The sequence below is a fragment of the Flavicella sp. genome, from assembly GCF_029238425.1.
In the GTDB taxonomy this organism is placed as follows: Bacteria; Bacteroidota; Bacteroidia; order Flavobacteriales; family Flavobacteriaceae; genus Flavicella.
Genome location: NZ_JAQWGB010000053.1, coordinates 1 through 15,347 on the forward strand (window position 1 = coordinate 1; position 15,347 = coordinate 15,347).

A 15,347-nucleotide genomic window follows, 5' to 3' on the forward strand; every position below is an offset into this window, starting at 1 on the left:
TGCTCCAACAAAGCAGGAATAAATATCCCCCCAGTCGAATTCACTGCATCCAACACTACTTTGAAACTTGCCTTTTTAATAGCTTCCACATCCACTAGGTTCAGCGCTAAAACAGCATCAATATGCTTTTGAACATAAGACCTATCTTTCGTATAAGCACCCAAGTCATCTACCTCAGCATATGAATAAGCATCATTTTCGGCAATAACCAAGATTTTCTCTCCTTCAACACCATTCAAGAATTCTCCTTTTTCATTCAATAATTTCAGCGCATTCCATTGTTTTGGATTATGAGATGCTGTAATAATAATACCTCCATTTGCTTTTTCCATAGGTACTGCAACCTCAACAGTTGGTGTTGTAGACAATCCTAAGTCCACCACATCAATTCCTAAACCAACTAAGGTATTCGATACTAAACTGCTAATCATCTTACCAGAAATACGTGCATCTCTACCAATAACAACTTTTAAAGTACCTTCTAGATTTTTATTTCTTTCTATCAACCAAGTTCCATAAGCACTTGCAAACTTTACTGCATCTAGCGGCGTAAGATTATCGCCTATAGAACCTCCAATGGTTCCCCTAATTCCTGATATTGATTTAATTAATGACATATTTCAATTTAGATTTGTTTGAATTCGATCACAAAAATAAAAAAGTCTACTCGCTATTCTCTTTTATTTTGATGTTTTTTTACAAATATACAAAACTTATGTGTTCGAGCACACTAAATCATAATAAACAAAAAAAGAGTTGCCTAACTAAAGACAACTCTTTCATTATTTATTAAAATGTTGGAACTATTCTTTTCCTTCCATTTTCTTTTTCAAGTCAGCAAGACCAGCGATATCACCAAATGTAGACTTTTCAGCAGATTCTGCTTTCTTAGCTACAGCTTTGATATTTTTAGCCTCTTCCTCTCTAAAGATTGCAGTATGAGAAGCAACAATTCTTCTGTATTCCTTGTTGAATTCTAATACTTTAAAGTCAGTAGCATCACCTTTTCCAAGCTTGCTTCCATCTTCTTTCTCTAAATGACGTCCTGGTACGAAAGCCTCAACTCCATCAGCAAAAACAACGATTGCTCCTTTGTCAGTCTTTTCTTTAATTGTACCTGCATGTACAGAATCGATGCTATAAGTAGCCTCGTGCCCGTCCCATGGGTTCTCTTGAGTTTGTTTGTGTCCTAAGTTCAACTTACGGTTTTCAACATCCAATTCTAATACTTGAACATCCAATACATCACCAACTGCTACGAAATCAGATGGGTGTTTGATTTTCTTAGTCCAAGATAAATCAGAAATATATACCAATCCATCGATACCTTCTTCTAACTCAACAAATACACCAAAGTTTGTGTAATTTCTTACAGTTCCTTTATGCTTAGAACCAACTGGGTATTTCTTAGTAATATCAGTCCAAGGATCTGGGTGTAATTGCTTGATACCTAATGACATTTTTCTGTCTTCTCTATCGAGAGTTAATACTACAGCCTCTACCTCGTCTCCAACTTTTACAAAGTCTTGAGCTGAACGTAAGTGAGTTGACCATGACATTTCAGAAACGTGGATCAATCCTTCTACTCCTTGTTCAACTTCGATAAACGCACCGTAATCAGCAAGTACTACTACTTTACCTTTTACTTTGTCTCCAACTTTCAATTCAGCATCTAAAGCTTCCCATGGGTGAGCGTTTAATTGCTTCAATCCTAATTGGATTCTTGTTTTTTGATCATCAAAATCAAGAATTACTACATTTAATTTTTGATCTAATTCAACAACCTCAGATGGGTGATTGATTCTTGACCAAGATAAATCAGTAATATGTACCAAACCGTCTACACCACCTAAATCGATGAATACACCGTAAGAAGTTACGTTTTTAACGATACCTTCAAGTACTTGTCCTTTTTCTAACTTACCAATAATTTCTTTTTTCTGTATTTCAATATCAGCTTCAATAAGAGCTTTATGAGATACAACAACGTTTTTAAACTCGTGGTTGATTTTCACAACTTTGAATTCCATTGTTTTATCTACATACTGATCGTAATCTCTAATTGGCTTCACGTCAATTTGAGAACCTGGTAAAAATGCTTCGATTCCGAATACATCCACAATCATACCTCCTCTAGTTCTACACTTAACAAAACCGTTAACTACTTCACCAGTTTCTTGAGCATTGATTACTCTATCCCAAGCTTTGATTACTCTCGCTTTTTTATGAGATAATACTAATTGACCAGAAACGTCTTCTCTCTTATCAACCAATACCTCTACAACATCACCAACTGCTAAGTTAGGATTGTAACGGAATTCATTTAAAGAAATAACACCTTCAGATTTTGAATTGATATCGATGATAGCATCACGCTCAGTCAATCTAGTAACTGTTCCTTCAATTACATCCAACTCATTCACGAACCCTACAGTTCCTTCTAAAGCAGATTCAAATTCTTTCAATTTAGCTTCGTCTACTGCTTCAATACCTTCTTCGTATTTATGCCAATCGAAATCTGCTAAAAATTGTTCTGGGTTTACAGCCTCAACTGCAGGTACTTCCTGAGCTTCAACTTCGTTTTTTAATTCTTCAGACATGTTGTCTTAATTATTTGTATCCTATCGTTAACCAGATTTTTTATACGAAATCAACAACAAGAGATGTTAATTAAATAAATGTATATAAACCTTTTCAAATCTGTACTCGTAAAAAGGAGTGCAAATTTAGGGTTTATTTTTAAATTGCACAACAGATATGACATATTAATAACTTTGATAATTAGAGACTTATAAAATAACAGAAACTCACAGTATCTTGTTTATGCATAAGTCTCATCACCCAAGTTATAATTAAATCAAAAAAGAATGGCATTCCTTAGATTAATATAACTATTAGGCGTACCTTTGCAGACTTTTAACAACGGCTAACAAAGTAGCGATATTATTTTGTAAGTCAATAACTTATACAAAATGTCTACATTTAAAGAATTAGGATTGAACGACGAAATCCTAAAAGCGCTTACCGATTTAGGGTACGAAACACCTTCCGAAATTCAAGAAAAAGCTGTTCCTCAAGTAATTTCATCAACACAAGATTTAAAAGCTTTTGCACAAACTGGTACTGGTAAAACTGCCGCATTTAGTTTGCCTGTATTACAGCAATTGAATGCAAATGATAAATCTACTCAAGCAATTATTCTTTCTCCTACAAGAGAATTAGCAGTTCAAATTGGAAAAAACATTGAGAGTTTTTCTAAATATATGAAAGGCGTAAATGTTCTTACCGTTTATGGAGGAGCAAATATTGATGAGCAAATTAGAAGTCTAAGAAAAGGGGTTCAAATTGTTGTTGGTACACCTGGACGTACAGTAGATCTTATCAAAAGAGGAAGATTAAAATTAGAAAACGTTCAATGGTTAATTCTTGATGAGGCAGATGAAATGCTGAACATGGGATTCAAGGATGAATTGGATCAAGTTCTTGAGGTTACTCCTGAAGACAAACAAACATTATTATTCTCTGCAACTTTCCCTAGAGAGGTTGAATCGATTGCAAGAAACTATATGGATAATCCTGTTGAAATTACGGCAGGTCAAAAAAATAAAGGTTCAGACAATGTTACAAACGAATACTATGTTGTAACAGAAAGAAACAGATACCCTGCCTTAAAGAGAATCTGTGATGCAAATCCAGATGTTTATGGTATTGTATTTTGCAGAACTAAACGCGAAACTGCTCAAGTTGCAGAAAATCTTATTCAAGATGGATACAATGCTGATGCACTTCACGGAGATTTATCACAAGCGCAACGTGATGGTGTTATGCAAAAATTCCGTAACAAAAGTTTACAAATACTGGTAGCAACAGATGTTGCCGCACGTGGATTAGATGTTAACAACTTAACACACGTTATCAACTACAAATTACCAGATCAAACAGAAGCTTATACGCATAGAAGTGGTAGAACTGGTAGAGCAGGAAACAAAGGTATTTCAATTGCTTTGATTACTAATAAAGAAGTTGGTAGATTACGTCCAATTGAAAGAAAAATCAACAAGAAATTTGACAAAAAAGAAGTTCCTTCTGGAGAAGAAATTTGCAAGAGTCAATTATTCAGTTTGATCAATAATGTAAAAGAGACTGAAGTAAACCACGATCAGATTGACACTTACTTAGAAAGTATCTACTCAAGCTTAGAAGGATTAAGTAGAGAAGATTTGATTCAAAAATTTGTTTCTGTTGAATTCAATAAGTTCTTAAAATATTATACTAACTCTCGTGACTTAAATGAAGCGGAAAGAGGAAGAGCAGATGACAGAGGAAAATCTAGAGATGATGAAAACATGACACGTTTCTTTATCAACCTAGGTAGAAAAGATGATCTTAACCCTGGTAAACTTATTGGGCTTATCAACGAGCAAGAGATTACTGACAATGTAGAAATTGGTCAAATCGAAATATTAGATACATTCTCTTTCTTTGAATTAGATAAAAATTTCACAGACGAAACAATCAGTTCTTTTGAAGGAGCTGAATTTAGCGGACGAAGCGTAAATGTTGAAATCACTCAAAAGAAAAAACGCTCTGGTGGCGGTGGACGCGGAAGAAGAGATCGTAGAGGCGGTAGCGAAGAAAGAAGAGGACGTGGTAGACGTTACGAAGGAGGAAACCGTTCTGAAAGAAGAGAAGGTGGAAGATCTGACAGAAGCGACAGCAGAAGAAGAGATGGTGGTTCAGACAGAAGGTCTTCTGATAGACGAGGTTCTGACAGACCAGACAGATCTGATAGATCAGACAGAAGTTCTGGATTTGGAAGAAGAAGAAATTAACAACATAAAATTGAAAACAATCCTCTTTGCTAATTTGTAGAGAGGATTTTTTTTGGCTTATATTTTCAAGAAAAAAGTATCTTTGCAAAATGGGTAGAAAAAAGAAAAATTATACGTTTGAAAACATTGAAGTTATCGATGCTGGAGCCAGAGGAAAATCAGTTGCAAAAGCGCCCGATGGTCGTGTTATATTCTTAACAAATGCAATTCCTGGTGATGTTGTAGACATACAAACCGGGAGAAAAAGAAAAGCATATTTTGAAGGTACGGCTACAAAATTCCATAAATACTCCGACAAAAGAGCAGAACCTAAATGCACGCATTTTGAACACTGTGGTGGTTGCAAATGGCAACACATGAAATATGAGGATCAACTTTTTTATAAAGAAAAAGAGACTATCCAGAATTTGCAACGAATTGGACATCTTGAACTTGAAAATATCACTCCGATCCTAGGCTGCGAAGAATCTTATTTCTATCGTAATAAAATGGAATTTTCTTTTTCAAGCAATCGCTGGTTAACCTACGAAGAAATAAATTCAGAAGAAGAAGTTGACAACAGAAATGCACTCGGTTTTCATATCTCTGGAATGTGGGACAAAATTTTAGATGTTGAAAAATGCTTTTTACAAGAAGATCCTTCTAATGAAATCAGAAATTCTATAAAAGATTTTGCAATCTCTAATACTATTGAATTCTACAACCCTAGAGAACAAGATGGATTGCTAAGAACAATGATGCTTAGAATTCTCTCTACAGGAGAAATCATGTTGGTGATTCAGTTTTTTAAAGAAGATAAAGAAAAAAGAGAATTACTTTTAAACTTCATCAAAGAAAGATTCCCTCAAATCACATCACTACAATACATCATAAATAGCAAAGGAAACGATTCTATTTATGATCAAGACATCATTCTTTTTGATGGTAGAGATCATATTTTTGAAGAAATGGAAGGCTTAAGATTTAAAATCAATGCAAAATCTTTCTATCAAACAAACTCAAAACAAGCTTATGAGTTATATAAAGTGACACGTGACTTAGCTGGATTGACTGGCGAGGAACTCGTTTATGATTTATATACAGGTACCGGTACTATCGCACAATTTGTTGCAAAAAAAGCGAAAAAAGTAATTGGAGTTGAATCTGTTCCAGAAGCAATTGAAGATGCCAAAGGAAATGCAGAACACAACAACATAGACAATGTTGAATTCTTTGTCGGAGATATGAAAGAGGTTTTCACTTCTGACTTTATCGAACAACATGGACAACCTGATGTAATCATCACGGACCCACCAAGAGACGGGATGCATAAAAAAGTAGTAGAACAAATTCTAAAAATCTCACCTAAACGCATTGTTTATGTGAGTTGTAATTCAGCTACACAGGCAAGAGATTTAGCGTTAATGAAACACAAATACAAAGTAGCCAACACTCAAGCTGTAGATATGTTTCCTCAAACACATCATGTAGAAAATGTTGTATTATTGGAGTTGATCTAATCATTTTACAAATCGCATAAAAAAAGCCTAGTGAAAAATTTCACTAGGCTTTTTTATTCTTACAAATTAAACACTCTATATAGCATCTAATTTAGCTTGTGTCGCTTTTTGTTGATCATACATCTCAAGAAGCTCATACAATCCAACTAAAGTGCTTAAAGTTCCCTTGTTTGTTGGTTTCAGTTCTAATGTCTTTTCAAAATAAGGCAACGCTTCTTTATAAACTTCTTTTTGCTTTGCATTCAAAGCATCATATTTTTTGAAGTTAGATAAATTCTTATTCATCTCTTCAACGATAGGCTTTGTTCTTTCTAAAATTGCCACTCCGATGTTATTATAAGCATCAGCATAATCTGGCTTTAACTCAACTGCCTTCTCAAAAGCTTTGATTGACTCATCAACATAGCCTTGCTCTAATGTCAATACTCCAACATTATAATACAATTGAGGATCGTTTGGTTTGATAGAGATTGCTTCTTTTAAACCTTCTAAAAATTTTTCATTATCTCCTAACTTGTAGTAGATATTTGCTTCACTAATAACTAAAGTATAATCATTTGGAAAAGATTTTTTTGCTTCAGCAATTGCATCCAACGCTCCTTGTTCATCACCTTTAGCTATATAACTCAAAGCAATATTTTTAGCAATGTCACCTGTTCTTGACTCTGTCTGATACACCTCTGGTTGCGTTGCAGCTTTCAAAATGATTTGGTTATCCATTTCTTTTTTCGTTGCAAAATAAACATACTCATCATTTATCTTACTTTTTGCCCTGTATTGAGTTGCTATTCCTGTATAACCAATCTCTAACAATTGCTTGTAAAAACGAATTGACCTGTCATAGTTTTTATCTAAAAAAGCAGATAATGCAGCATTGTCTAAAAACGACGTATCTTGTTTGCTTAAAGTATACACCATTTCAAACTGATAACTTGCATTTTTATACTTCTCTTCTTTGTACATTTTAGAACCAGACTTAGCGAATTTCTGTACAATCGTAGATAAGGTAGTTTCTGCTTCTTTCAAATACTTTTTTTGACCAGATTCTTTTTCGAATTCAATCAATTCTTTGAATGCTAAACCAGCCGGCTTATCATTTTTCCAACTCTTACCATCACCATAAATAGACTTAGCTTTTATGTAATAGTATTTCTCCTTTAATTTATCATCTGCAGCTTCCAATAAAGGTTCTACAGCTTTCAATTGCTCTTGTGCTGCAGCATACTCCTTCTTTTTTAAAGATTTTTCAGCTACTTTCAACTCTTTTTTCTGAGCAAACACTGAGATACTAATCGCTAGCATCATCAGTAAGGTCAATTTATTTTTCATTAATTAAGGTTTATATTTATTCTTCTGAATTTTGGTTAATTTCTTCACTTGAATCTTCCGTTGTATTTGGAGTTTCTGTTGATTCAGTCACTTCTGCATCCACATCAATTATTTCCTCCTCTTCTTCTTCTTCATGCATTACTTTAGCAACTGCCGCAATAGAATCATTTCCTTTGATATTGATCAACTTCACTCCTTGCGTAGCTCTACCCATAACGCGCAGTCCACTAACGGCAAGACGAATAGTAATACCCGATTTATTGATAATCATTAAATCATCATCATCTGTAACATTTTTAATTGCTACAACATCACCAGTCTTTTCAGATATATTCAAAGTTTTAACACCTTTACCACCTCTGTTCGTAATTCTATAATCTTCTAAACTAGAACGCTTACCATATCCTTTTTCTGAAACCACAAGGATGTTGCTTTCCATATCATTCACTGCAACCATTCCAACAACTTCATCTTCTTCATGTCCTAGTGTTATACCTCTAACACCAGAAGCTCCACGCCCCATTGGTCTCGTTTTTTCTTCTTCAAAACGAATAGATTTCCCAGATTTCAATGCCAACATCACTTGGCTATCACCTGTAGTCAGTTTTGCTTCTAACAACTCATCACCCTCTTTAATTGTAATGGCTGCGATACCATTTGTACGTGGCCTAGAGTACTGCTCTAACAAGGTCTTTTTCACCTGACCTTTCTTGGTCGCCATAATGATATAATGACTGTTGATATAATCCTGATCTTTTAAATCTTGAGTTACCAAAAACGCTTTTACCTTATCATCATTTTCGATGTTGATTAGATTTTGCAATGCACGCCCTTTGGCAACTTTACCTCCTTCTGGAATTTCGTAAACACGCATCCAGAAAACTTTTCCTTTTTGAGTAAAGAACATCATGTATTGATGATTTGTCCCAACAAATAAATGCTCTAAGAAATCTTCACTTCTCGTTGAAACTCCTTTCTGTCCTCTACCTCCTCTATTTTGAGTTTTGTATTCAGACAATAATGTTCTTTTCACATACCCTGCATGAGATATAGTAACCACCACTTTAGAATCAGGAATCATATCCTCAATTCTCATATCAGCACCACCAAATTCGATTTGAGATCTTCTCTCATCACCGTATTTGCTTCTTACTTCAATAAGCTCATCCTTAATGATCCCCATTCTTCTTGACTCATTCGCTAAAATATCTTTCAAGTCAGTAATCAAAAGCATTATTTCATCATACTCACTTCTTAATTTATCTTGCTCCAGACCCGTTAGCTGTCTCAATCGCATTTCTACAATTGCTTTCGCCTGAATCTCGGTAAGACTAAATCTTTCAATCAATTTAGCTCTTGCTTCATCTGCATTACCAGACGCTTTTATGATAGCAATTACTTCATCAATATTATCACTTGCAATGATCAATCCTTCAAGAATATGAGCTCTCGCTTCAGCCTTCTTCAGCTCAAATTGAGTTCTTCTCACAACTACCTCATGTCTGTGCTCTACAAAATGATGAATCATTTGCTTTAAGTTCAACATTTCAGGTCGTCCATTCACCAAAGCAATGTTATTTACACTGAATGATGTTTGAAGAGAAGTATATTTAAACAACTTGTTCATTACAATATTCGGTATCGCATCACGTTTTAAAACATAAACGATTCTCATTCCGTTTCTATCGGATTCATCACGAATATTTGCAATCCCTTCCAATCTCTTTTCATTTACCAACTCGGCAGTTTTCTTAATCATTTCTGCCTTGTTGATCTGATAAGGAATCTCAGTAACAATGATACACTCACGTCCATTTACTTCTTCAAAAGAAGCTTTTGCACGCATTATAATTCTTCCTCTACCTGTATGAAATGCCTCTTTGATACCTTCCGTACCGTACAACACACCTCCAGTTGGGAAGTCAGGAGCTTTAATGTGCTCCATCAATTCATCAATCTCTATATCGTTATTATCTATATAAGCAATCGTCCCTCCTACTACTTCTGTAAGGTTGTGTGGTGGCATATTTGTCGCCATCCCTACTGCAATACCAGAAGCTCCATTTACTAATAAAGTTGGGATACGTGTTGGCAACACTGTTGGTTCTTGTAAAGTATCATCAAAGTTCAACTTATGATCTACAGTATCTTTCTCAATATCAGCCAACATATCCTCTGATATTTTCTTCATCCTCACCTCTGTATAACGCATTGCTGCCGGACTATCACCATCCACAGAACCAAAATTCCCTTGACCGTCAACCATCATGTAACGTACACTCCAATCCTGAGCCATACGAACCATTGCATCATACACAGAAGTATCACCATGGGGGTGAAATTTTCCTAATACCTCTCCAACAATTCTTGCCGATTTCTTATAAGATCCGGTAGCCTTAATACCTAATTCATGCATCCCAAACAAAACCCTTCTATGTACTGGTTTTAAACCATCACGTACATCTGGTAATGCTCTCGATACGATAACCGACATTGAATAATCAATGTATGCCGATTTCATTTGTTCTTCTATATTGATAGGTATCAACTTATCCCCGTCTGCCATAAAAATATATTTAGTTTTACTTAGTTTTTTTTCTGATAAGCAAGATACAATTTTTACACTTTTAGGCAAGAAATACTAGTGCTTCATTTGAATAGAGTTATTAACATTTTCACCAGGTTTTCAACATCATTTATACAGCTGAAAATCAGCGTCTTTTTTTATAAAAAAATGTTAATAATCTAATTTTTGATCAACTATAAACGAAATTTTGTAATTTTTTATAAAAATTTCTACTAAATTTACCTAAATCAAAACAATAACTATGGACGATAATTTCTCACAAAAAGTAAAAGATGTTATAGGATACAGCAAAGAGGAAGCATTAAGACTGAGCCATGATTTTATTGGCACAGAACATTTAGTTTTAGGCATTCTAAGAAAAGCTGAAGGGAAAGCTATTGACATATTGACAACACTGGATGTAAATCTAGATTATTTAAAGAAAAAAATTGAGGCTTTGAACCCTTCAGAGCCAAGTATCATGGAAGATACTGATAAGAAAAAACTACATTTGACTAGACAAGCTGAAAAGGCGTTGAAAACAACTTTCTTAGAAGCTAAACTATATCAAGACACAGCGGTAAATACTGCTCATCTTCTATTGTGTATTTTACGCAATGAAAATGACCCTACAACAAAACTGTTGAATAATTTTGAAATCAATTACAATGATGTAAAATCATTATTCAAGCAACTAGAAAGCAGCACGGATGATTTACCAGAATTACCGACTGCTGAAAGTAGTCAAGATGACGAGTTTTCGGATAGCAAACCAAATCCTTTTGACCCACAACCGGCAAAAAAAGCAAATACTAAATCTAAAACTCCGGTATTAGATAATTTTGGTAGAGACTTGACAGCTATGGCAGAAGATCACTCCTTAGACCCAGTAGTTGGCCGTAAGGAAGAAATTGAACGCGTTTCTCAAATTTTAAGTAGAAGAAAAAAGAACAATCCAATGCTTATTGGAGAACCAGGAGTTGGTAAATCTGCCATAGCTGAAGGACTTGCTTTAAGAATTGTTCAAAGAAAAGTTTCTAGAATCCTATTCGACAAACGTATAATTTCTCTTGATCTTGCAAGTTTAGTTGCAGGGACAAAATACAGAGGGCAATTCGAAGAAAGAATGAAAGCCTTGATGAATGAATTGGAAAAAAACCAAGACATCATCTTGTTTATTGATGAAATTCATACTATTGTAGGTGCAGGAGGGGCTACTGGTTCCTTGGATGCCTCTAACATGTTAAAACCAGCTTTGGCTCGAGGAGAAATTCAATGTATTGGAGCTACCACTCTTGATGAATACAGACAAAACATTGAAAAAGATGGAGCCTTAGAAAGACGTTTTCAAAAAATCATTGTAGAGCCTACTTCTATAGATGAAACGGTGCAGATACTTCATAATATCAAAGAAAAATATGAAGATCATCACAATGTGCTATATACTGAAGATGCGATTGAAGCCTGCGTTAAATTAACGAATAGATATATGACGGATAGATTTCTACCAGACAAAGCTATTGACGCTTTAGATGAAGCCGGATCTAGAATACATATTACAAACATTGTTGTACCAGAACAAATCTTAGAACTTGAAAAAAGATTAGAAGATATTAAAGAAAGTAAAACAAACGCTGTAAACCGTCAAAAATACGAAGAAGCAGCAAAGCTAAGAGATGACGAGAAAAACATTGAGGCGGCGTTAAAATCAGCTCAAAACCAATGGGAAGAAGCGTCTAAAGAAAACAAACAAATTGTAACAGAAGATAATGTAGCCGAAGTTGTTTCGATGATGACCGGAATTCCTGTTAACAGAGTTGCTGAAGCAGAGACAAATAAACTTGGAGAATTACCAGAAAAAATCAAAGGAAAGGTAATCGGACAAGATGATGCTGTAGCAAAAGTTGTAAAGGCCATTCAAAGAAATAGAATCGGTCTAAAAGACCCTAACAAACCTATTGGTTCTTTTATCTTTTTAGGTTCTACGGGTGTTGGTAAAACTCAATTGGCTAAAATTTTAGCAAGTGAATTATTTGACTCAAGTGATTCATTGATCAGAATTGATATGAGTGAATACATGGAGAAATTCTCTATTTCAAGATTAATTGGTGCGCCTCCAGGTTATGTTGGTTATGAAGAAGGCGGACAATTAACGGAAAAAGTAAGAAGAAAACCTTATGCGGTAGTTTTATTAGATGAAATCGAAAAAGCGCACCCTGATGTTTTCAATATGTTACTTCAAATTTTAGATGAGGGATTTGTTACCGATAGTTTAGGTCGTAAAATCGACTTTAGAAATACCGTGATCATAATGACTTCTAATATTGGAGCACGTCAATTAAAGGACTTTGGCGGAGGAGTTGGTTTTGGAACTGCTGCAAAAGTAGAACAAGCAAATGATCATGCAAAAGGAATTATTGAAAATGCATTGAAAAAATCTTTTGCTCCTGAATTTATTAACAGAATTGACGATGTAATTATTTTCAACTCCTTAGAAAAAGCAGACATCCATAATATCATCACTATTGAATTGAAAAAACTTTTAGACAGAGTTTCTTCTCTTGGATACACACTTCAACTAAGTGATAGTGCGAAGGATTATATTGCTGAAAAAGGCTTTGATAAAAATTACGGAGCCAGACCACTAAAAAGGGCTATTCAAAAATATGTTGAAGATGCTTTGGCTGAGGAAATTGTTAATTCCAAGCTTTCTGAAGGGGATTCCATTGTAATGGATCTCGACAAAAAAAGCAACGAATTAACTGTTAAAATCAAGAAAAACAAAGAGAAAATAGAATAACAAAAAAGGAGCCTTTGGGCTCCTTTTTTTATTCAACAATTTTATTCATCATAGCTCCAAGACTATGATTTGCAAATTTTTCTATCGTCGTACAATCAATCACTTTAATTGCCCCGTACTTTTTTATTTTTTCTTTTTGGTCGTCCTTCAATACAGCAAATGCTGTTTTAGAGACCAAGACAAACGCATCTCCATCCTTACCAACGCATTGTACCACATCATTAGCAAATGATTCAATTTGATTTTTATCTAAATAAATTATTTCCCTTCCTGATTTTTTTAGCTGTGTCAAAACTAATTTTCTCTCTTTTTTATTCTCTATAAACGTTGAACAAACTAAAATAAAGTCTTTACAAATGGTAATAATTTTAGATGTTTTTAAAACCTCATTTTTATTTGAAAATTCTTCATTAAATATGATTGGAGTATATTCTAATTCCTCGCAAAACTCAATAAACAGATCTAGATCACAAACACTAGATACACTTAAATAAGCCACTTTAGCATTTCTATCCAAAACAACACTACTCAATCCTTCCAAAAAGACACCTTCCGTTTCAGCATCGGTAAAATCTATCACATCCGAAACTTCGTACCCATCTTGTTCCAATATTTCAAACACCATGTCATTTCTTTCTCTTTGACGCTCCAACAAGGACATTGGATACACCGTGGCTACTTTTCCAACGTCGAATGAAATCCAATCTCTAGAACACAAATATTGATTTCCCTTAACTACATCAGAAACCGGCATTACCAAAATCTGTAATCCAATATGTTTTAATTTTGAAACTACTGTTTCAAATTCATCTTTCAATTCGGCAGTTGCTGTAAGTGGTGCCACCATTAAAAACTTTTCAGCCATAAAACTATTTTTAACAAAAAACCCCCATAGAAAAACTATGGGGGTTCAAATATAATTTATTTAATTATCTTTTCTCAATAGGCTCGAATCCTCTTAAAACCTCTCCAGTATACAACTGACGTGGACGTCCAATTGGTTCATGCTTCATTCTCATTTCTTTCCATTGAGCAATCCATCCTGGTAATCTACCTAATGCAAACATTACTGTAAACATTTCAACAGGAATTCCTAAAGCTCTGTAAATAATTCCTGAATAGAAATCTACATTTGGATATAAGTTACGAGATTTAAAGTACTCATCACTCAATGCAACTTTTTCCAATCCTTTTGCAATTTCCAATACTGGATCATTAATTCCAAGATCAGCTAATACTTCTTCTGCTGCTACTTGAATAATTTTTGCACGAGGATCAAAATTCTTATAAACTCTATGTCCGAATCCCATCAAACGGAAAGGATCATTTTTATCTTTTGCTTTAGCGATATACTTGTTGTAGTCACCACCGTCATTTTTAATATCTTCCAACATTTCAATTACAGCTTGATTTGCACCACCATGTAATGGTCCCCATAATGCAGAAATACCTGCAGAGATAGAGGCAAACAAACCAGCATGAGAAGAACCAACAATTCTTACCGTAGAAGTAGAACAGTTTTGCTCATGATCAGCATGTAAAATCAATAACTTATCCAACGCATTTAAAACAACAGGATTCGCTTTGAACTCACAGTTTGGCTTTGAGAACATCATTTTATACATGTTTTCAACATAGCCTAAATTCACATCACCATAATCTAATGGCAATCCTTGTTTTTTACGCAACGTCCAAGCAGCTAACACTGGAAACTTAGCTAATAATTTTACGATAGCATCGTACATATCTTCACTTGACTCGATATTAACCGACTCAGGATTAAAAGCTATCAAAGAACTTGTTAAGGCAGATACCACTCCCATTGGATGCGCTGATTTAGGAAAACCATCTAAGATTTTTTTAATATCCTCATCAACCAATGATTCAGCTAAGATATCATCATGGAATTTCTTCAACTCTACTGCTGTTGGCAATTCACCAAAAATCAACAAATATGAACTTTCTAAAAAGTTAGACTTGCTAGCCAATTCTTCAATAGAATAACCTCTATATCTTAGAATACCTTTTTCTCCATCTAAAAAAGTTACAGCACTTTCACAAGACCCTGTATTTTTATATCCTGAATCCAACGTGATAACTCCTTCAGTAGCGGCTCTCAATGATTTTATATCAATTGCTAATTCATTTTCAGTTCCTTTTAATAAAGGAAATTCGTATTCTTTACCGTTTACTTTTAGTTTCGCTGTTTCAGACATATTTTAATTTTTTTTGTTGGATTTTAAGCTTCTCTTTCCAAGAGATGCAAATTTACATAAAATCCCTTGTTTTTCTACCAAAAAAATTCGCAATAAAATCCATAT

8 protein-coding genes and 1 pseudogene are annotated in these 15,347 nt (G+C 34.4%); 3 read left to right on the plus strand and 6 right to left on the minus strand.

What is annotated here, in order from left to right; translation table 11 throughout:
• Both P8H68_RS03370 and rpsA read right to left on the minus strand, forming a co-directional pair.
• Positions 1-617: pseudogene (locus tag P8H68_RS03370) on the minus strand (phosphoglucosamine mutase); the annotation flags it as partial.
• A gap of 186 nt (positions 618-803) precedes the next feature.
• Positions 804-2,600 carry a 30S ribosomal protein S1 gene (gene rpsA / locus P8H68_RS03375; RefSeq protein WP_300321600.1) on the minus strand — a complete coding sequence of 599 codons (1,797 nt, stop codon included), beginning with the start codon at positions 2,598-2,600 and terminating at the stop codon, positions 804-806.
• Positions 2,601-2,972: 372 nt separating this feature from the next.
• On the opposite strand from rpsA, the gene P8H68_RS03380 reads away from it, so the two are divergent.
• Both P8H68_RS03380 and rlmD read left to right on the plus strand, forming a co-directional pair.
• Positions 2,973-4,832 (plus strand): DEAD/DEAH box helicase, encoded by a 1,860-nt coding sequence (locus P8H68_RS03380; protein ID WP_300321603.1) that lies wholly within the window; start codon positions 2,973-2,975, stop codon positions 4,830-4,832.
• 89 nt (positions 4,833-4,921) lie between these two features.
• Positions 4,922-6,331, plus strand: coding sequence for a 23S rRNA (uracil(1939)-C(5))-methyltransferase RlmD (gene rlmD, locus P8H68_RS03385; RefSeq protein ID WP_300321606.1), 1,410 nt, complete (start codon positions 4,922-4,924; stop codon positions 6,329-6,331).
• Positions 6,332-6,406: 75 nt separating this feature from the next.
• On the opposite strand, the gene P8H68_RS03390 is transcribed toward rlmD, so the two are convergent.
• Together P8H68_RS03390 and gyrA are read right to left on the minus strand one after the other, a co-directional pair.
• Positions 6,407-7,660, minus strand: a complete 1,254-nt coding sequence (locus P8H68_RS03390) for a tetratricopeptide repeat protein (protein WP_300321608.1) — start codon at positions 7,658-7,660, stop codon at positions 6,407-6,409.
• A 16-nt stretch (positions 7,661-7,676) separates the two neighbouring features.
• On the minus strand, positions 7,677-10,226 hold the full coding sequence (gyrA, locus tag P8H68_RS03395; RefSeq protein WP_300321611.1) for a DNA gyrase subunit A: 2,550 nt from the start codon (positions 10,224-10,226) through the stop codon (positions 7,677-7,679).
• 262 nt (positions 10,227-10,488) lie between these two features.
• Here gyrA and P8H68_RS03400 point away from each other — a divergent pair, with 262 nt between their 5' ends.
• The gene (locus tag P8H68_RS03400; RefSeq protein WP_300321614.1) at positions 10,489-13,026 is read left to right on the plus strand and encodes an ATP-dependent Clp protease ATP-binding subunit; all 2,538 of its coding nucleotides are present in this window, start codon (positions 10,489-10,491) and stop codon (positions 13,024-13,026) included.
• A 28-nt stretch (positions 13,027-13,054) separates the two neighbouring features.
• On the opposite strand, the gene P8H68_RS03405 is transcribed toward P8H68_RS03400, so the two are convergent.
• Together P8H68_RS03405 and P8H68_RS03410 are read right to left on the minus strand one after the other, a co-directional pair.
• Positions 13,055-13,891: an arginine deiminase-related protein gene (locus tag P8H68_RS03405; RefSeq protein WP_300321616.1), complete on the minus strand. Its 837-nt coding sequence runs from the start codon at positions 13,889-13,891 to the stop codon at positions 13,055-13,057.
• 64 nt (positions 13,892-13,955) lie between these two features.
• Positions 13,956-15,242: a citrate synthase gene (locus tag P8H68_RS03410; RefSeq protein ID WP_300321619.1), complete on the minus strand. Its 1,287-nt coding sequence runs from the start codon at positions 15,240-15,242 to the stop codon at positions 13,956-13,958.
• Positions 15,243-15,347 lie beyond the last annotated feature (105 nt).

Coding starts and splice junctions, on each gene's coding strand:
- gyrA (WP_300321611.1), bottom strand. CDS start 10,226: ATGGCAGACGGGGATAAGTTGATACCTATCAATATAGAAGAACAAATG.
- P8H68_RS03390 (WP_300321608.1), bottom strand. CDS start 7,660: ATGAAAAATAAATTGACCTTACTGATGATGCTAGCGATTAGTATCTCA.
- rlmD (WP_300321606.1), top strand. CDS start 4,922: ATGGGTAGAAAAAAGAAAAATTATACGTTTGAAAACATTGAAGTTATC.
- P8H68_RS03410 (WP_300321619.1), bottom strand. CDS start 15,242: ATGTCTGAAACAGCGAAACTAAAAGTAAACGGTAAAGAATACGAATTT.
- P8H68_RS03400 (WP_300321614.1), top strand. CDS start 10,489: ATGGACGATAATTTCTCACAAAAAGTAAAAGATGTTATAGGATACAGC.
- P8H68_RS03405 (WP_300321616.1), bottom strand. CDS start 13,891: ATGGCTGAAAAGTTTTTAATGGTGGCACCACTTACAGCAACTGCCGAA.
- P8H68_RS03380 (WP_300321603.1), top strand. CDS start 2,973: ATGTCTACATTTAAAGAATTAGGATTGAACGACGAAATCCTAAAAGCG.
- rpsA (WP_300321600.1), bottom strand. CDS start 2,600: ATGTCTGAAGAATTAAAAAACGAAGTTGAAGCTCAGGAAGTACCTGCA.